Genomic DNA, 18775 nt, shown 5'->3' with positions numbered 1-18775 from the left:
CGCCGGTACGCGTGCCTGATGCGCCTAGCGCTGGCCCAGATCCATCGACGGCCCCACGGCGCGTTGCTGCTGGCCCTCGCCAACCAGCGGCTGCGTGCGCGTGCGCCGTGCCGCGTCGAGGATCCGCTGGCGCGACTGCTCAGGGTTCAGCAGCACGAGCCCAAGCGCCCCGCTCACGAGCAGCAACGCGCCCACCACGAGAAAACCGTGCTCGTAGCCGAGCGCGGGATTGCCGAGATTCGCCTGTACGATGCCGCCCATCAAGGCCGGCGCGATCAGCCCCGCGAGCGTGCCGATCGAGCTGTTGATACCGAGCAGCGCCCCGCGTTGCCTGACCGTGACGATATCGCTGATCATCAGCGGTCCGAATGAAAACACCAGTTGACTCGCCGCGCCACCCAGCGCGAGGCACGCAACCTTGAGCACCGGATCGAGGCCGCTCGAGATCGCGATGAACAACGCGCCTCCCGCCATCGCGAAACCGCTCACCAGCGCGCCGCGCGCGAGGCGCGAGCTGACGCCCTTGCGGATCAAACGCTGCGAGACCCACGCGAGCAGCAGCGAGACCGGGATGAACGAGCCGACGATGGCCGAGAAAAGCCAGCCAGTAACGATGGGCGTGTAGCCCAGGCCGAGCCGCAAATAGACCGGAAACCACGTGAACGCGAGCGATACCACTGCGTACTCGACGAAGTAAATGAACAGCACGCCCATGAACGTGCGGTTGAGCAGCAGGTGACGATAAGCGATCGTCTCGCCCGCGTTGTCTTGCTCCGAACCCGGCGCCTGATGGGCCCCGTGGGCCGTATCAGCCGCATGACCCGCGCGAGCCGGCTTAGCGGCGCCCACCGGACCGTCGCGCCCGATCACGAGCCACAGCGCCGTCCACACCACGCCGACAATCCCGAGCGCGAAGAACGCCATGTGCCAGTCGTAGCGCACGATGATGTACGAGAGGATCGGCCCGGCCAGCATCAGGCCTGCGCTCGCGCCCTGCTGCACGATGGTGTTCGGCACGTTGCGGTGCGCATTGTCGAACCATTTGAAGCACGCGTGCTGCGCCAGCGGAAATGCGGGCCCCTCTCCGAGGCCAAGCAGCACGCGCGACACGATCAGCACCGGCAGCGTCACGCTCGCCGTCATGAGCGGGAACTGCACGGCGCTCCAGATCACGGCGAGCAGCGCGAGCAGCCATTTGCTCTGCACGCGGTTGGCGACGAATCCAAAGCCAATGCCCGAAAGCGAGAACAGCAGGAAGAAGCTGCTGCCAACGAGCCCGAACTCGCGTGGGCTCAGGTTCAGGTCGTGCATGATCGGCACGGCCGCGAGACCGAACACGGCCTTGTCGGCGAAATTGATCACCATGAACAGGAACAGCATGGCTACGATCAGCCACGCGCGGGTCGAACCTCTTGCACTCATTGTGTCGTCTCCGTGTCGCTTTGTTTTGGTCTGCTGACTTCTTCGATCGCGCAGGCCGCGCTTTCGCATCAAGCGGGCAGCATCGCCTCCAGCGCCCCAAGCGCGGCGTCGGCCTGCGCAACGAGCGTTGCCATCTGCGCGGCGACCGTGGTCGGCGCGTCGATCGCAAACACGCTCTGCCCCGCCGCCTCGTAGATCAGGTCCGCGCGGTCGTACTCGTGCATCGCGCTGAAGTCGGCGCCCGTGAGCGCCTGCTGCAGGGGCATCGGCAGGGGCTCAGGTGCGCCCGCTTGCTGCCATGCGTCGATCCACGCGCTGCGCACGACGCGGCACGGCTTGCCGCTGTGCGCGCGCGTGATGAGCGTGTCCTCGCTATGCGCATCGATCAGGCGGCTCAGCAACGCGGGTGGCGTGTGGTTCTCGGCGGCCGCGAGCCAGAGCGTCCCAAGCCATGCGCCTTGCGCGCCCATCGCGAGCGACGCCGCGACCTGCGCGCCGGTGCCGATCCCGCCCGCGGCGAGCACGGGCCGCCCCGCCGCCGCGGCAACGATCTGCGGCACCAGCGAGAATGTGCCGATCGGCCCCGTGTGGCCGCCGGCATCGGCGCCTTGTGCGACCAATGCATCGACGCCGAGCGCGAGCGCCTTGTGCGCATGGCGCGGCGAGCCCACGAGCGAGATCGTGTACTTGCCCGCCGCGCGCGCCCGGGCGATCAGCTCGGGCCGTATGCCGATCGCGGTCGCAACCGCGCGCGCGCCGGAAGCGAGCACGGCTTCGATCTGCGCCTCGAACAGCGCCTCGCTGCGCACCTGGGTCGTGAAGAAGCCGGGCCGCGTGGGTGCATCGAGACCGAAGCGCGAACGCAATCCCGCTACGAATTCGACGTGGGCATCAGGCAGCTGCGCGCGCACGCTCGCGATGTCAGCCTGCTTCGGCACGCCCGCTGGCAGCATGAGATCGATGCCGTACGGCTTGCCGGCGAGCCGCCGCTCGACCTCGGCGATGAGGGGCGCGATGTCCTGCGGCATCTCGCGCGCGAGGCCCAGCACGCCGAAGCCGCCCGCTTCGGCCAGCGCGACGATCACGTCGGGCGAATGCGAGAAGCCGAAGATCGGATAGCGGACGCCGAGCTCGCGGCAGATGGCGGTGGGTCCCAGGCGGGCCATGAGGTGTCTCCGGAGTCCTTAACTATGGGTTGTGAACGGCGTGCGATATGCACCCGCTCACTCTGCACCCTGGTGCAACAGGTGGTGGCGCGCATCATGCAGCGGCGCACGCAGCGTGAGCTTCGCGATGTTGAGCTCATGAATCTGCGTGGTGCCTTCGTAGAGCCGGAACAGGCGCACGTCGCGATAGAGCCGCTCGACCGGGTTATCGGCGATAAAACCTCCACCGCCGTAAACCTGCACCGCGCGATCAGCTACCCGCCCGCACATCTCGGAGGCAAACAGCTTGCACATCGAGGCCGTCATCGTCACGTCCTCGCCGCGATCGCGCGCACGCGCGGTCTCCAGCACCAGCGCGCGCGCCGCGTGGATCTCCGTGTTGCTCTGCGCGAGCATCTGCTGCACGAGCTGGAAATCGGCGATGGGCTTGCCGAACTGCTCGCGCGACTTCGCACGCGCAAGCATCTCGTCGAGCAGGCGAATGGCCGGACCCACGCACAAGCCGGCCAGGTTGATGCGCTGTTTGTTGAGCGCCTTCATCGCGCTGCGAAAGCCGCGTCCGGGCTCGCCGCCCAGCAGCGCCGAGGCATGCACGCGGCAGCCTTCCAGATGAATCTCGCCCACCGGCGAGCCGCGCTGCCCCATCATCCGGTACGCGGGCGAAGTCGTGAGACCGGGCGTCCCGCGCTCGATCAGAAAGGCCGAGATACCGCTCGCGCCGGGGTCGTCGGGATCGGTGCGCGCAAATACCGTGAAGAGATCGGCGATCGGCGCATTGGTGATGTAGCACTTGCTGCCGTCGAGCACGTAAGAGTCGCCCTCGCGGCGCGCCGTGGTGGCGAGCGCGGTGGCGTCCGAGCCCGCGCCTGGCTCGGTGAGGCCGAAACAGCCCGTGATCTCGCCGCTCGCGAGCCGCGGCAGATAGCGGCGCTTCTGCTCCTCGGTGCCGTCTGCGATCAACGCCTCGGACCCGATGCCGGTGTTGCCGCCAAAGCGCGCGCGGAACGTGGGCGCGGCCTGCGAGACCACCATGTTCACGCACGCCAGCTCCTCGGTCGTGAGGCCCGAGCCGCCGTGCGCTTCGGGAATGCTGTGGCCGAACAGACCCAGTTCGCGCATGCGCGCGACGATGGACTCGGGCAGCACATCGGTGCGGTCGATCTCGGCTTCGAGCGGGATGCACTCGTCCTGCACGAAGCGGTAGAGCTGCGTCAGCAGGTGATTGAGCCGTGCGGCGTCGCGAATCATCGTGTCTCCTTGTTGATGCATTTAGTCATACTGCTGTTTTGTGCGCTGCACGCTGGGACGGGGGTTACCCGATGCCGGCCGCGCTCGCGTCGGTCACGCCGCAAGCGCGCTCGATGCGCAGTGCGGCTTCGAGCAGCAGCGGCGCGACCGTGCGCTCGAGCCAGTCGTCGGCAAGACGGCGGCTCACCACGGTGCAGTTCAGCGCGATGCGCTCCTCGTCGGGCGGCTGGCGCACCGGCACGGCGATCGCATGGATATCGCGCAGCCAGTCGCCGCGACTCAAGGTAAAGCCACGCTCGGCGAAGGCGGCGCGGTCGGCCTCCCAGATGTCCCGGTCAAGTGCGTAGCGCTCAGGGTCGCTCAGGCGCAGCCGGTTGAGCACCGCCGCGCGCTCCTTCGCGCTCTCGGCGATGAGCAGCGCGCGCCCGATCGAGGTCGCGAGCAGCGGCCGCGTGCTGCCAATGTCGGGTTGCGCATTGTTGTCGCGGCCGGGGCGACAGGTATCCACGTAGACCACATTGAGCCGGTCGCGCATGCCCAGATTCACGGTGCAGCGCGTCTCGCGCGCGAGCTTCTCCATATACGGGCGCGCAATCTGGCGCACCTGCATGGCCGCGAGCATCGGGTAGCCGAGCGTGAGCACGCCCGCGCCCAGCCGGTAACGCTGATACTTTTCGCTGCGGTTCAGGTAGCCGAGCAGGGTCAGCGTGTAGGTGAGCCGCGAAATGGTGGCCTTGGGCAAACCCGTGCGGTCCGCGAGCTCGCGGTTGCCGAGCATCGGCTCGGCGGGGGTGAATGCGCGCAGCACCTGCAGGCCGCGCGCGAGGTTGATCGCGAACTGGCGGTCGGTCGATTCGGCGTCGGGCGGCACGGGCAAGAGCGGCTCCCCCACGCGCTGCCCCGCCGTCGGCACCTGCGCGGTGGCCTGCGCTCGTGAGCGCGCATTCGCGGGCTTCTCGCCCTGCGCCGCCGGAGTGCCCGGGCGCGCGGCGCGGCTTGCGGTAGCGGTTGACGGCTCGGTTTGCATAGTGGCTTTGCGCGTGGCGGGCCGCTTTGCAGCGGGCCTTGAAGATGACGATCCCATAGTCGAGAAAGGCCTTTAGATGGTCAAGAAAATCAGCATAGTGTTTCGCTCTGCGGTATGCCAGTTGAACTGGCGCGGCCCTCTCGCCTAGTGTGTCTGGAACTACGGATTCCCAAACGGACTTCAGGAGACACGATGGTCACGCAACCCTCGCCGCCGCGCGGCCCGCTAGCCGGCGTGCGCATTCTCGATCTTTCGACCGTGGTCGCCGGCCCCTTCGGCGCGGCGCTCTGCGCCGATCTCGGCGCAGACGTCACGAAGATCGAGCTGCCCGACGGCAGCGACGCGCTACGCAAGCTGCAGCCCGTCAAGGACGACATGGCCCTATATTGGAAAGTGACGAACCGCGGCAAGCGCGGCATCACGCTCGACGTGCGCAAGGCCGCCGGGCGCGCGCTGTTCCTGCGGCTCGTTCAGGATGCCGATGTGCTCGTCGAGAACTTCCGCGCGGGCAAGCTGGAGGAGTGGGGGCTCGACGTGGAGACGCTGCACGCGGCCAATCCGCGTCTCGTGGTGCTGCGCCTGACCGGCTTCGGCCAGACCGGGCCATACCGCCAGCGCGGCGGCTTCGCGCGCATCTTCGAGGCGATGAGCGGTCTCACGCAGCTCACCGGCGAAGCCGAGGGCACGCCGCTGCACATGAACTTTCCGCTCGGCGACACGGTGGCGGGCCTGTTCGCCGCGTTCGCGATCGCCGCGGAAATGGTGCGCATGCGCTCGGACCCGGAGGCAAGCGGCGTCGAGATCGACCTTTCCGCGACCGAGGCGCTCTTTCGCATGCTCGAGCCGCTTGCCGTCGAGCGCGAGCAGTTGGGGCTCGTGCGCGGCCACCATGGCAATCGTGCGACCTATACCGCGCCCTCGAACATGTACCGCAGCGCGGACGGCGTGGCGTTCTCGCTGGTGGCGTCAACGCAGCCGATCTTCCGGCGGCTGTGCGCGGCCCTCGAGCTCGGCGGCGTGCCCGACGATCCGCGCTTCGCCGACAACGTCAGCCGCGTCGCCCATGCTGCGGCGCTCGACACGCTGCTGCAGGGCGCGTTCGCCGCGCTGCCATTCGGACTGCTCAGCGCCCGCCTCACCGAAGCGGGCGTGCCGCACACGAAGATCTACACCATCGACGACATCGCCTCCGACCCGCATTTCATCGCACGCGAGGCGATCATCCGGCTGCCCGATCCGGAGCTGGGCACGGTGCCCGCGCCGTGCATCGTGCCGCGCGTGAAGGGCCGCACGGTGCCGGCGCCGCGCAGCGGACCGGCGCTCGGCGAGCACAACGAGGAGGTGTATGGCGCACTGGGACTCGATGCGCAAACGCTCGCCCAGTTGCGCAGCGAGCAGGTGATTTAAGCGGCCAGGGCCTGCTCACGCTAACACAGGCCCTAATCGCCTTCACCGCGACACACGCCGTCCTGACGAACGTCGCGGTGATAGGCGCTTCGCTCAGAAGTCGGTCGTGAGCTTGCCCGCAGGCAGGCACGGGTGGCGCTCGAGCGACGCCTCGCCCGCGCGGCGCACGGCGTCGCGGCCGATCACCGTGCGATGCACCTCGCTCGAACCCTCGCCGATCTGATTCAATTTCGCATCCCTGAAGAAGCGCTCGAGCGGGAACGCCTTTAGATACCCTCGCCCGCCGGTCAGTTGCAGCGCATCCGTGCACACCTTCATGCCGAGATCGGTCGCGTGCATCTTGGCCATCGAGGCCTGCACGGCGGCGTCGGCGTCGCCGCGGTCGTAGCTGGCTGCCGCGGCGTCCACGAGCGCACGCGATGCCTCGATCTGCGTGATGGCGTCGGCGAGCATCCACTGCACGCCCTGATGCGCGCCGAGCGGCTTGCCGAATACGTCGCGCTCGCAGCAGTACGCGGCGGCAATCTCCACCGCGCCCATCGCGCGGCCCAGCGCCATCGATGCGTGGCCCAGGCGCGCGCGCACGAGCGCGTCCTGCGCCAGCGCGAAGCCCTCGCCTTCGGCGCCCAGGCGCCAGCGCGCGTCCACGGCCACGCCGTCGAACGCGAGCTCCGCGATCGGCACGCCGAACCAGCCGAGCTTGTCGACGGCGGGACCGGCGGTGAGTCCCGGCGTGTCGCGCGGGATCAGCAGCGCGACGAACGGGTCGTCGGGGCTGGCGCCTGCCGGCGCCTGCTCATCGCGGCAACGCGCGACCACGACGAACCAGTCGGCCACGTTCGCGCGCGTGATGAACTTCTTGCGCCCGCTCACGCGATAGCCCTCGCCCGCACGCACGGCCACCGTCGCGAGATTGCGCACGTCCGAGCCTGCCCCCGGCTCCGTGAGCGCGAAGGCCGCCTGCAGGCGGCCCTCGCACAGCGCGGGGAGCAACTGGTCCTGCACGGCCTCGGACGCGCCCGCGACGATCGCGCGGCACGACAGATCGGCGCCCGTCACCAGCGAGGCCGCCGCGCTGCACACGCGGCCGAGCTCCTCGACGAGGCGGATGCGCAAGCGCTGACGCGCCTCGCTGCCGCCGAAGCGGCGCGGAAAGGCGGTGGCGACGATGCGATGCTCGACGAGCAGGCGAAACGTCCCGGCGGCGAACGTGTCCTCGCGCGCGACGGCGTCGGCATCCGGTCCGATGCGCTCGCGGCAAAGACGCCGTGTCGTCTCGAGCAACCGAAGTTCGTCGGGCTCGAGGGCGTGCAGGAAGCGCTCGCTGAACAGGCGGGTCATGGGGTGTCTCCTTGGTTTTGAACGGCGGCGGGAAAGACGGTGGGCGTGTCGCTACGCCGTATCGCGACGGCGTGCCCCAACTCGCGGTTCAGGCACGGCCGGTCACGCACGGCGGCTCAGTGAAAGCCGCTCAGTGAAAACCGATGATCGAGCGCCCGCGCGTCTCGCCGCGCACCTGGCGCTCGCAGACCTCGAGGACGTCGTCCAGACGGATCACGCGGGCGATGGCGTCGAGCCCGCGTGGGCGCAGGCCGCCCGCGATGCGGGCCCATACGGTCTCGCGCAGCGGCATCGGGCTATTCGCGTTGATGCCGATCAGTTGCACGCCGCGCAGGATGAACGGCAGCACGCTGCCGCCGAAGGCATGGCCGCCCGCGTTGCCGAATGCCGCGATGGGCGCGCCTTCGCACATCGTGGAGGCGAGCCACGCGAGCGTCTCGCCGCCCACCGAGTCGAGCGCACCGGCCCAGCGCGCATGGCGCAGCGGCTTGCCCGGCGCCTCGACGGCGCTGCGCGGCAGCACGCTCGCCGCGCCGAGGCTGCGCAGCCACGCCGCCGCATCGTCCTTGCCCGTGATCGCGACGACCTCATAGCCCGCGGCGACCAGCATCGCGATGCCGAGGCTCGCGACGCCGCCCGTCGCCCCCGTCACGACCACGGGGCCCGCGCCGGGCGTGAGGCCGTTGTGCTCCATCCGGTGAATGGCGAGCGCAGCGGTGTAGCCCGCGACGCCTATGGCCGCCGCGTCGAAGAGCGCGAGCCCAGCCGGTATCGGCATGACCCAGTCCGCCGGCACGCATACGCGCTCGGCAAAGCCGCCGTCGTACTCGACGCCGATGCCGAAGCCGTGCACCATCACCGCGTCGCCAGGGCGAAAGCGTGCGTCGGCGCTCGCTTCGACAATGCCGAACGCCTCGATCCCCGCGACGCAAGGCAAGCGCCGCATGATCGGCGCGCGCCCGGTGACCGCGAGTGCATCCTTGTAGTTGATGCCGCTGTGCACGGTGCGGATAGCAACACCGCCAGCGGCGACGGTATCGCGTTCGGCAGTGGCGATCTGCACGAGCGCGCCGCGTGCGCGCCCCTCCGACTCGGCCACCTGAATCGCGCGTATCGATGAAGTCACGCTCTCGCCTCCGGCAAGTGAATGTTTGCCGGTCATGTTCGCATAGGGGCACGCCGCGCCGAACAGAATGGCGAACCTGTTTCGCTCTGCGAAATGTGCCCCGAATCCGCACCGCACGGCGGCGCGCAGCGCGTGCGAAACGCGCTCAGGTCCGCCCGGCAGCGGGAATTTGCGGCGGCGCGCCCTCGGGGCCCGCCGTGGGTGGCGGCGCCGGACGCGGTTCGTGCGAGGCGTCGCGTGTCACGCCGCGTGCCACCGTCTGCGCATGCGCGCTCACGTCGTGAGCCGCCGCGGGATCGTGACCCGCGTGGCCCCCATGGTCCATATGCTCCGCGTCTTGCGCGCGCGGCTCGTCGAAGCGCTCGTCGGCACCGCTGCGCGAGGACATATGCACCTGCATCTGCGGCACCGGTATCTGGATACCGGCCTCGTCCATATGGCGCTTCAAGCGTGCGTTGAACGCGCGCGCCACGCTCCACTGCTGCAGCGGACGCGTCTTGATTTGCCCTTTCACGACCATCCAGTTCGGGTCGAAGCGATCGAGTCCCCATACCTCCACGGGACCGAGGATCTCGCGCCGGTAACGGAAATCGGCGATGAGCTCGGCACCCGTCTCGCGGATGATGCGCGTGACCGTGTCGAGATCGACCGAGAACGGCACGCGCACCTCGAACACCGCGAACGCGAAATCGCGCGAGAGGTTCTTCACGATCTTGATCTGCGAGAACGGAATCGCGTGGATCGCGCCCTGCCCGTCGCGCAGACGCACCGTGCGAATCGACAGATGCTCGACCGTGCCGGCATGGCCGTTGTCGAGATCGATCCAGTCGCCCACCGAGATCGTCTCCTCGATGATGATGAAGAGCCCCGTGATGAGGTCGGTCACGAGCGACTGCGCGCCAAAGCCGATCGCCAGACCGATCACGCCCGCGCCGGCCAGCAGCGGCGTCACGTTGATGCCGAGATTCGCGGCGGTGACGATGCCCGCGATCGTGAGGATCGTCACGAGCAGCGCATTGCGCACGAGCGGCAACATGGTGCGCGCGCGCGTGCTGGGCGCGCGGCCCTTCGTGCGCGGCCCGCTCGGATTGAGCGCCTCGAGGATGGCGGTGTCGAGCACGATCCACACGAGCCACGCGAGGAACACCGTCGCGAGGATCGCGAAGATCGCGTGCGCGATACCGCGCGCGGCCACGCTCGCCTCGATGATCGCCGCGAGCGAAATATCCCAGAGACGCGCGCACGACTCGAAGAACGCGAGCCACACGAACAGCACGAGCAGCGTGCCCACGAAGCGCAACAGGCGGCGCAGGTACGGCGAGCGGCGCCGCACCCGCGCGGGGTTCGGCCGCGTGATGCGCATGATCACCGCCGAGAGGAAGAACGCGAGCACGAGCAGCAGCGCCGTGACGACCGAGATCTGCAGCACGTTCTCGTTGCTGCTCAAGCCGCCAAGCGTCGCGACGATCGACGCGGCGGCCAGCAGCAGCATCGGCAACTGCCAGAGCGAGGCGAGCACATCGAAGATCTCGGTCAGCGCCTTGTGATCGTGGCGCAGCGTATAGCTGCGGTTGCGGATGAGGTGCGCGACGGGGCGCCGGAACGCGATCGCGAACACGGCCGTGAGCACGGCGGCGGTCATGTTCGCGAAGGTCGAGACGAGCGCCGCCAGGCTCACGCCGAGTTGATGCGCGACTTCGTAGTTGGTGGCGGCGTCGCCGAGCGCGGCGAGCACGCCGATCGCAAAGAGCAAACGGCGCGAATCGCGGATCAGCACATGCACGGCGACACGCCGGTGCCCCGCGCCGAACAGCGAGAACATGATCAGGCAGATCGCCGAGAACACCGCACCCGCGACCATCGCATAGGCGATGACGAGGCCCACCGTGCGCCCGAGCGCCTGGGGCATCGAGCGCTCGACCACGAGCGCGCCAACGAAGGCGACGATCCATGGCGCCACGCGGTGCAATGCGAAGAACACCAGCTCGAGCGTGGTGGGATTAGGCCGCAGACCCGTCGCCATCGACAAGCGCCGCAGGAGCCGCCGTTCGAGCCAGCGCAGCACGGCGGCGCACGCGCCCCAGCCCACCAGCATCGCGACCATGTCGAAAACGATGCGCCTCGGACTCTCGCCCTCGCCGCCCGACGCGAGCGCATAGAGCTCCACACCCGCCGCGCTGAAGCGGCCGGCCCAGTACTGCAGCGGGCTGCGTCCGCGGCGCGCGTCCGACTCGACCGAGGCGAGTCCCGATGCGATGGCGCCGAGCAGGCCCGAAGTGGCCGTGGCGGCGCCGGAGGCCGGCGCGGGCGCGACGTTCTGCGAGGCGTTGCGCAGCTTCTTGAGCTGGGAGAGAAGCGCATTGCGCTGGCGATCGTTATCGAGCGTAGCGATCACGCTGTCGAGCGAACGCGTGAACTCGGCCTGGCTCGCCGGCGAGGGAGCGGAAGCCGCCTGCGCCGCGGAGGCGCCCGAGGCCGACGCGGGCGCGCCCGTGATGAGGCTTTGCAGCGCGGGCAGCACAGGGGCGGCCGATGGGCCAGCGGCCAGTGCTTTCACGGGCAGGCCCGCGGTGAGGCAAAGCGTGAGCCACACGCATAGTGCATAGGCGTGACGCAACAGCCAATACAGGCGGTGCGCGGTGCCAGCGGCGCGCGAATATGGCCCGCAATCCCTTGCGGGTGACGCAAGCGATGCGGCAGGTTGCTCCCCCGCATCGTCCCGTCCGGAGCGTGAAATCATGACGAAGGGGCTCAATCAGGACGCTTCAGTGTAGCCGCAGTCGGCATACGCACGCGTCACGGGTGCGTAACAGAATGCAAGCGTCCACTGCGAGCGCCCCGGCCCGCGCCCTTCCACTCAATGCGGTTGAGCAAGCGCGCCGTAGAGCCGCCGATTGCCCTGCAGATCGAGCCATTGCGCCCTTCAGTACGCCACGGTCGCAATCTCGCGGATGAAGCGGCCCTGCTCCAGTTCGTCGACGAACGCAACGGCGTAGTCCTCGGCGGAGATACGGCTTTCGCCATTGGCGTCGGCGATCAACGTGTTTGCACCCGTACGGAACGTACCGGTGCGCTCGCCCGGCGCGATCAGCGCGGCCGGCGCGAAGAAGGTCCAGTCCAGATCCGTCACCTTGCGGTACTCGTCGAACGCGACGCGATGCGCCAGCGCGATCGGCTTATAGGCATCGGGGAAGCCCGCGGTATCGACGAGCTGCACGCCCGGCGCGACTTCGAGCGAGCCCGCGCCGCCCACCACCACGAGGCGCTTGAGGCCCGCAGCCCGCGTGCCTTCGATGAGCGCGTGGGTTGCCTTCTGGAGGTCGTCGAGCCGGTTCGCGGGCGGCGCATAGGCGCTCGCGACCACGTCGTGGCCCCGCACCGCCGCCGCCACGTTCGCGGCGTCGAGCAGATCGGCCTTCGCGGCATGGACATTCGGCGCCGCGGCGACGCGCTCGGGCTGGCGCACCAGCGCGCTCACCTGATGGCCGCGCCGAGCCGCTTCCGCGGCAATGCGCGAGCCGATCATGCCGGTTGCACCAAACAAGGCGATCTTCAGTGACTTGCTCATTTCCAGACTCCTGTACGAAATATTTATGTAACCATATTAGTTACATTTGAGGGCCCAAAAAACGGGGCAACGCCCCGTCAGGATATGGGTCTGCGCCTGGCGCGCAGACTTTGTCGCTCTCACGCCCGTCGCGGCGCCTTCGCGACACGCGCGCGTTCGAGCTTGCGTTCATTGCGCTGCATGTCCTCGACGACGTCGGCAAGCGTACGCGTGGCCAGCGACGCCTCCATGGCGCGCTGCGCATCGCTGATGACGCCGCGCAGCGTCTCCTGGATCTGCCGCCCCACCATGCAGTCCGGATTGGGCTCTTCGCGATGCATGGCGAACAGTTGCGCATCGTCCACCGCACGGTAGATGTCCAGCAGCGCGATCGTGCGCGGCTCGCGCGCCAGCAGCGCCCCGCCGCCCGCGCCAAGCTGCGAAGCCGTGAGTCCCGCATTGGCGAGCATCGTCAAGAGCCGCCGGATCAGTGCGGGATTCGTGTTCACGCTGCCTGCGATGATCTCCGAGGACAGCGGCACGCCCTCCTGCAACGCCAGCAGCGCGAGCACATGGACCGCAAACGCAAAACGGCTACTCGTATTCACAACACACCGGCCGCGGGAATCACAGCGAGATAAAGTGTAACCATCATAATTACATTAATTCCGCCCGTCAACCATGAGCCTTCGCGGCGCCGGTCATTGGCTGCCGCCCGAAGCCGGGCCGGCCGCCGCCGCGCCGCTCGAGGCCCAGCGCTGCAGCGAACTGCCCGCCATCGACAGGCCCGTACCGGTGGCCGCCGCCGCGTTGCCGAGCATCGCGTGGGCCGCGCTCGCCGCTGCTTGCCACTGCCCGCGCGCCTGCGAGGCGAGCGCGTCGGCCGAGGCGCTCGCGCCCTCGGCAATCGACGCGCTGGCGCCCTCGCCTTGCGGCTGCGGCTGCACCTGCGCTTGCGTCTGTGAAGCGGCCTGATCGAGCTTGCGCTGCGCGGTGTCGAGCTGCTGGTTCACGTAGCTCGCGGCCTTGTCCAGCGTCTGCGCCGCCTGCGCAGCGGCCTGGCTCGCAGCGAGCTGAGCAGCCTGCTGCGCGGCATCGGCTGACTTCTTGCTCAGATCGGACACCGTCGCGTTCTGCTTGTCACAGCCGGCGACGAGCGCCACGCACAGCAGAACCGGCACGATGCCCAACCGTTTTGAAACCTTCAAAGACATAGTCATCCTGAAAAAGATGCCGCAACGAGCGGCTTGCAAAGATGAAAGCGCGGCAATGATACGCTGCCGCGCCGCACGATCTCTTCTACGACCAGCGAAAAGCCCGCACGCTCGAACACGGGGCGCGCCAGCGCGCTGGCGTCGGTGTCGAGCGTGCTGGCGCCGGCTTCGCGCGCGAGCGCCTCGAAGCGCGCGATGAGCGCGGATGCGAGACCCCGCCGCGTCCAGGCCGGCGCGACGTAGAGCATCTCCACGTGATCGCAGGGAAAGAGCTGCCCGAACGCGACCGGCTGGCCCGCCTGCCAGGCAACGAACGTCACGCCACGCGCGAGGCGGGCGTCGAACGAATCAAGGTCGTCGGCCGCCGAGGCCCAGGCCGCGCGCTGCACGGCGTCATAGTGCGGCGCCGCGAGCGTCAGGATGGCGTCGCGAAACAGCGCGGCAAGCGGCGCCGCGTCTTGCTGCGCCACGTACGCGCGCCAGAGCACGGCGTCACGCGCGCGCTGGGTGTCCGGATCGGCCGTGCCGGCCTTCGTCAAATCGTCAAGCATGCTGGAGTAGACTGCGTGGGCACCCGTTGCGTTCCACCGTCCCACCACCACAGGAGCCAGGCGATGGCAGTCAAGAAGATCCTCTTCCTCACGGGCGATTTTGCCGAAGACTATGAAACGATGGTGCCATTTCAGGCGCTGCAGGCCGTGGGCCACAAGGTCGACGCCGTCTGCCCCGGCAAGAAGGCCGGCGAGCGCGTGAAGACCGCGATCCACGACTTCGAGGGCGACCAGACCTATACCGAAAAACCGGGCCATCAGTTCGCACTGAACGCGAGCTTCGACGAGATCGATCCCAGGGACTACGACGCGCTCGCCATTGCGGGCGGCCGCGCGCCCGAGTATCTGCGCCTGAACCCGAAGGTGATCGAGCTCGTGCAGCACTTCGCGCACGCGAACAAGCCGGTCGCCGCGATCTGCCACGCGGCGCAGTTGCTCGCCGCCGCCGAGGTGATCCGCGGCAAGCGCATTTCGGCCTACCCGGCATGCGCGCCCGAAGTGCGGCTCGCCGGCGGCGAATATGCCGATATCGCCATCGACAGCGCCGTGACCGATGCGCCGTTCGTCACCGCGCCGGCCTGGCCCGCGCATCCCGAATGGCTGCGGCAATTCCTCGCATTGCTCGGCACCCGCATCGAGCCCTGAAGCCTCTGCCACGCGCCGCCGCCGTGCGCGGACGGCGCGCCTCATCCGCCAGCATCGCCCCTCGGGCTATGCTGGCCGCGCCTGACAATCTTTAACCTAATTGCGCGAAGATTAAGACCACTCCGATGTCAGCCCCTCGCCGTACTTCCGACAATATCGTTTTGATTGCAGGAATGTGCGGCGATGGATCTGACGGATTGGGTTGTTCTTCTCGCAATTGCCTTGATGGCAATCGCGTTCTTTTGCAAGCGCACGGGCCGGCGCGCGACCACGGCCGAACGTGCGCGCCATGCACGCGGCACGCGCATGCTGATTCAGGCGGCCATCGCGCTATGGAGCGCCCTGTTCATGCTCGAGCGCACCCTCGTCTCGCCGGGCAGCTTGCCCATCGGGCATCTGAATCCTCACGCGGCGCTGGCCGTCGTGCTCGCGCTGGCCGTCGCGGGCTGCCTGTGGTCGATCCGCGGCCGCAGCCTGCTCAAGCCGCGTCGCATTTTCGCCTGCTGATCCGGCTGGCCACCCCAGCGGTCAGCCGCGTGCCTGTCGAACCCAAACCGGATTCCTGCGCGGTTTCCTGCGCGGCTTCCTGAATGGCCCGCTGCGTGGCCCGCTGTATGGCTTATCGACGCGCCCCTGGCCGGCCCGCATCCGGAGCGCCGGCCACGACCGCGCCGCCCGGCACGCCATTGCCGGCCGTCTCCGTCGACAACGTCACGCCGCCACCTGCGGAATCGTCGGCCGTGCCGTCGCCGTACCGCTCGCGCGAGCGCTCGTGCGCGGTCACGAGCGCCGCGGCCACGCCTGGCGCCGGCGGCACGACGGCCAGCGCGTCGGGCAGCGAAAGATAGAACGTCGTGCCCTCGCCTTCGACCGATTCCACCCAGATGCGCCCGCCGTGCCGCTCGACCATGCGGCGCACCAGCGCGAGCCCGATGCCCTCGCCGGGCGCGACATTGCCGTGCATGCGCTGGAACGCCTGAAACAAGCGCGGCTGGGCCACCTCGGGAATGCCCAGACCGTTGTCGCGCACGTAAAAAATCTGCAGCGTTTCCACCCCCGGCGGCGCGCTCGCCGTGCCGATCTCGATGCGCCCCTCGCGCGAGGGATCGAGGTAGTTCAGCGCATTGCCGATCAGATTCGCGAAAACCTGTTCGAGCGCGGTCGGGTCGCCCCACACCGGCGGCAGCTCGCGCACGCTCACCTGAGCGTTGCGCGCGCGCACCGACGCATGCATGGCGTCGACCACGCGCTGCACCAGCTCGCGCACGTTGACGCGCTGCCGCCGATACTCCACGCGCCCCACGCGTGCGAGCCGCAACAGCGCATCGATGATATGCGAGGCACGCAGCACCGCCGTCTGCAGATAGCGCAACGCCTCGCCAATGTCCTCGTTGATGATCCGCTCGATGCGTGCGCGCGCTTCGGGATGAAGCGGCGAGCGCTCCACGCGCTCGCGCAAGTCGTCGCAGGCGTGGTTGAGCTCGCGCGAAAAGCCCTGGAGGTTCACGAGCGGCGCGCGCAAATCGTGCGATACGCTGTGAATGAACATCTCGTTTTCCTGGGTCTGCTGGCGCAGATTCTCGTTGATGCGCGCGAGCTGCTCGGCGCGCCGCGCGAGGTCGGCCTGAAAGCCAAGCCGCAACCGCTCCGCCTCGACTAGCCGCTGGCTGATCTGATGCAGCGTGAGATCGAGCTCGGCGATCTCGTCGTTGCCGGTCGCGAGCGGCGCGAGCGGCTCGTTGCCCGCGAGCCGCCCCGCATTGTCGGAAAGCGCATCGAGCCGCCCGCGCACGCCGCGCGTGAAGAGCCAGACGGCCAGCGCCACCAGCATGATCGAGCCGATCACCGCAATCATCATGAGGGACTCCTGCTGGGCGCGGGCCTGCTCGGCGGCCGTCACGCGCATCACGTCGAGGCGCCGCTCCTCGGTCTGGAACGCGGTGACCTGGGTGCGCACGCGGTCGAGCACATCGAAGTCCGTGGAGGCGCGAAAGCGCTCGACGAGCTCGGCTCGGCGCCCCGAGTGCAGCAGATCCTGAATGCGATCCGACCACTGGCGATAGCTTTGCACCGCCTGGCGGATCTGCACGGCGCGCTCGACCTGGGACGGATTGTCGGCGACGAGCTCCGCGAGCCGGTCGATGCGGCGGTCGACATCCATCCACAAATCGACCGGCGTCGAAAACTGCGCATTGCCGGCGGCCACCGCGCCGCGCAGCTGCACCGACTCGACCAGCACCGGCTCGAGTACACGGCCCGCCTGCGCGAGCACGGCCTGGCTGTGCTGGCCCCAGAACTCGGCGCTTTCCGCGTCGGCTTCGGCCTTCACGATGGCCGACAGCAGCGTCAATTCGAAGACGGCTGGGATCGCGATCAGCAGCAGCCCTTTGGTGGTGAGGCGCATTGAGTGGTAGTTCGGGGCGTCCGGACGACTGAGGAAATAGTTCGACCATTATGTCGGCGTTTGCGCCCCACGTGCTGCCTAAGTGCTGCATTCTCGAGCCCGGCATCGGCAGCGCTCGCCCCACCATTTCGAATCGCCGACAAGTCGCCGAAAGAGAAAGGAAAATAGAATAACTTGCCCCGATCTGGCGCGCTACTTCACCACTTTGGCGCGTTGGCACTGCAATTGTGCCAGGCCTGCCTGCACCCGCAGCGTGCGCACAGCTTTCGTGCGCGCAACCTCGGCGCATGATCTAGCCGCTCCGGTGCACGCACGCACCGTGAAAAGGCCTGCCGCGCAGTGTCGCTCACCACTTTGGCGCGAAGCTGGCCCGCATCTTGCTCAGATGTGCGCCCATTTATGCGCTCATGTTGGGCAAAGGGCAGGACACAAGGATGGACAATCTCAAGACCGGTACCGACACGCTGTTTCTGCTGCTGGGCGCCGCCATGGTGCTCGCCATGCACGCAGGGTTCGCGTTTCTCGAACTCGGCACCGTGCGCAAGAAGAATCAGGTCAACGCACTCGTGAAGATCCTCGTCGACTTCTCGGTCTCGACGATCGCGTACTTCTTCATCGGCTACACCCTCGCCTACGGCGTGCAGTTTTTCTCGCCTGCCGACGTGCTTGCCGAGCACAACGGCTACCAGCTCGTGCGCTTCTTCTTCCTGCTCACCTTCGCGGCGGCGATTCCGGCCATCGTCTCGGGCGGCATCGCGGAGCGCTCGAAGTTCAATCCTCAGCTGTTCGCGACCTTCGTGATCGTCGGCTTCATCTATCCGTTCTTCGAAGGCATGGTGTGGAACAACCGCCTGCACTTCCAGGATGCGATCACGCATGTGTTCGGCGTGCCGTTTCATGACTTCGCCGGCTCGGTGGTCGTGCACGCGTTCGGCGGCTGGGTCGCGCTGCCCGCCGTGCTGCTGCTCGGCCCGCGCCACGGACGCTATTCGCGCGATGGGCGCGTGGCCGCTCATCCGCCGTCGAACATCCCGTTTCTCGCGCTCGGCGCCTGGGTGCTCGCGGTGGGCTGGTTCGGCTTTAACGTGATGAGCGCGCAGACCATCGACAAGATCAGCGGCCTCGTCGCCGTGAACTCGCTGATGGCGATGGTGGGCGGCACGCTCGCCGCCTGGCTCGCGGGCCGCAACGACCCGGGCTTCACCTACAACGGACCGCTCGCGGGGCTCGTGGCCGTGTGCGCGGGCTCGGACGTCATGCATCCGCTCGGCGCGCTGGCGACGGGCGCGGTGGCCGGCGTGCTGTTCGTCTACATGTTCACCTGCGTGCAGAACCGCTGGCGCATCGACGACGTGCTCGGCGTGTGGCCGCTGCACGGCCTGTGCGGCGCGTGGGGCGGCATCGCGGCCGGCATCTTCGGCGCGCACGCGCTGGGCGGAGCCGGTGGCATCTCGCTCGGCGCCCAGATTGTCGGAACCATCGCCGGCATCGTGATCGCCTCGCTCGGCGGCTTCGTGGTCTATGGCGCGCTGCGCGCCACCGTGGGCTTGCGCATCGATCAGGAGGACGAATACAACGGCGCCGACCTGTCGATCCACAAGATCACCGCGACGCCGGAGCGCGAAGCGGTGTCCTGAGGTTTCGGGGGGCGCGGGCGGCGTCGAAGCATGGCGCGCC

General features: G+C 68.4%; 16 protein-coding genes. 4 read left to right on the top strand and 12 right to left on the bottom strand.

The annotated features are described in order from the left end of the window. Positions 1–24: 24 nt before the first annotated feature. The 4 genes from E1956_RS09130 to E1956_RS09115 all read right to left on the bottom strand — a co-directional run bounded on the left by E1956_RS09130 (position 25) and on the right by E1956_RS09115 (position 4863). Complete coding sequence (locus E1956_RS09130) at positions 25–1422, bottom strand: MFS transporter (RefSeq protein WP_167759991.1); 1398 nt, start codon at positions 1420–1422, stop codon at positions 25–27. A gap of 68 nt (positions 1423–1490) precedes the next feature. After that, positions 1491–2588, bottom strand: coding sequence for an NAD(P)H-dependent flavin oxidoreductase (locus E1956_RS09125; RefSeq protein ID WP_134748303.1), 1098 nt, complete (start codon positions 2586–2588; stop codon positions 1491–1493). Positions 2589–2645: 57 nt separating this feature from the next. After that, positions 2646–3836, bottom strand: a complete 1191-nt coding sequence (locus E1956_RS09120) for an acyl-CoA dehydrogenase family protein (RefSeq protein ID WP_134750481.1) — start codon at positions 3834–3836, stop codon at positions 2646–2648. A gap of 64 nt (positions 3837–3900) precedes the next feature. Further along, positions 3901–4863 carry an IclR family transcriptional regulator gene (locus E1956_RS09115; RefSeq protein ID WP_134748302.1) on the bottom strand — a complete coding sequence of 321 codons (963 nt, stop codon included), beginning with the start codon at positions 4861–4863 and terminating at the stop codon, positions 3901–3903. Between the two features lie 192 nt (positions 4864–5055). On the opposite strand from E1956_RS09115, the gene E1956_RS09110 reads away from it, so the two are divergent. Further along, positions 5056–6270, top strand: a complete 1215-nt coding sequence (locus tag E1956_RS09110) for a CaiB/BaiF CoA transferase family protein (RefSeq protein ID WP_134748301.1) — start codon at positions 5056–5058, stop codon at positions 6268–6270. A 93-nt stretch (positions 6271–6363) separates the two neighbouring features. On the opposite strand, the gene E1956_RS09105 is transcribed toward E1956_RS09110, so the two are convergent. The 7 genes from E1956_RS09105 to E1956_RS09075 all read right to left on the bottom strand — a co-directional run bounded on the left by E1956_RS09105 (position 6364) and on the right by E1956_RS09075 (position 14049). Continuing rightward, the gene (locus E1956_RS09105) at positions 6364–7611 is read right to left on the bottom strand and encodes an acyl-CoA dehydrogenase family protein (RefSeq protein WP_134748300.1); all 1248 of its coding nucleotides are present in this window, start codon (positions 7609–7611) and stop codon (positions 6364–6366) included. Between the two features lie 130 nt (positions 7612–7741). Further along, positions 7742–8737, bottom strand: coding sequence for an acrylyl-CoA reductase family protein (locus tag E1956_RS09100; RefSeq protein WP_232071064.1), 996 nt, complete (start codon positions 8735–8737; stop codon positions 7742–7744). Between the two features lie 145 nt (positions 8738–8882). Then, positions 8883–11366 carry a mechanosensitive ion channel family protein gene (locus E1956_RS09095; RefSeq protein ID WP_232071401.1) on the bottom strand — a complete coding sequence of 828 codons (2484 nt, stop codon included), beginning with the start codon at positions 11364–11366 and terminating at the stop codon, positions 8883–8885. A gap of 294 nt (positions 11367–11660) precedes the next feature. Continuing rightward, positions 11661–12305, bottom strand: a complete 645-nt coding sequence (locus tag E1956_RS09090) for an NAD(P)-dependent oxidoreductase (RefSeq protein WP_134748297.1) — start codon at positions 12303–12305, stop codon at positions 11661–11663. Positions 12306–12424: 119 nt separating this feature from the next. Then, complete coding sequence (locus tag E1956_RS09085; protein WP_134748296.1) at positions 12425–12892, bottom strand: Rrf2 family transcriptional regulator; 468 nt, start codon at positions 12890–12892, stop codon at positions 12425–12427. A gap of 93 nt (positions 12893–12985) precedes the next feature. Then, the gene (locus E1956_RS09080; protein ID WP_167759990.1) at positions 12986–13498 is read right to left on the bottom strand and encodes a hypothetical protein; all 513 of its coding nucleotides are present in this window, start codon (positions 13496–13498) and stop codon (positions 12986–12988) included. 2 nt (positions 13499–13500) lie between these two features. Continuing rightward, on the bottom strand, positions 13501–14049 hold the full coding sequence (locus E1956_RS09075) for a GNAT family N-acetyltransferase (RefSeq protein ID WP_134748294.1): 549 nt from the start codon (positions 14047–14049) through the stop codon (positions 13501–13503). 63 nt (positions 14050–14112) lie between these two features. On the opposite strand from E1956_RS09075, the gene E1956_RS09070 reads away from it, so the two are divergent. Both E1956_RS09070 and E1956_RS09065 read left to right on the top strand, forming a co-directional pair. Then, positions 14113–14694 carry a DJ-1/PfpI family protein gene (locus tag E1956_RS09070; RefSeq protein WP_134748293.1) on the top strand — a complete coding sequence of 194 codons (582 nt, stop codon included), beginning with the start codon at positions 14113–14115 and terminating at the stop codon, positions 14692–14694. 183 nt (positions 14695–14877) lie between these two features. Beyond that, complete coding sequence (locus E1956_RS09065; protein WP_134748292.1) at positions 14878–15201, top strand: hypothetical protein; 324 nt, start codon at positions 14878–14880, stop codon at positions 15199–15201. A gap of 112 nt (positions 15202–15313) precedes the next feature. Here E1956_RS09065 and E1956_RS09060 read toward each other — a convergent pair whose 3' ends face one another. Beyond that, positions 15314–17098 carry a sensor histidine kinase gene (locus E1956_RS09060; protein ID WP_134748291.1) on the bottom strand — a complete coding sequence of 595 codons (1785 nt, stop codon included), beginning with the start codon at positions 17096–17098 and terminating at the stop codon, positions 15314–15316. 434 nt (positions 17099–17532) lie between these two features. Between E1956_RS09060 and E1956_RS09055 the strand changes: the two genes are divergently transcribed. Then, positions 17533–18735 (top strand): ammonium transporter, encoded by a 1203-nt coding sequence (locus E1956_RS09055; RefSeq protein WP_134748290.1) that lies wholly within the window; start codon positions 17533–17535, stop codon positions 18733–18735. Positions 18736–18775: the final 40 nt, after the last annotated feature.

The sequence above is a fragment of the Paraburkholderia pallida genome, assembly GCF_004524855.1.
Classification (GTDB): Bacteria; Pseudomonadota; Gammaproteobacteria; order Burkholderiales; family Burkholderiaceae; genus Paraburkholderia; species Paraburkholderia oxyphila.
This window is presented reverse-complemented; position numbering and strand designations above follow the sequence as displayed.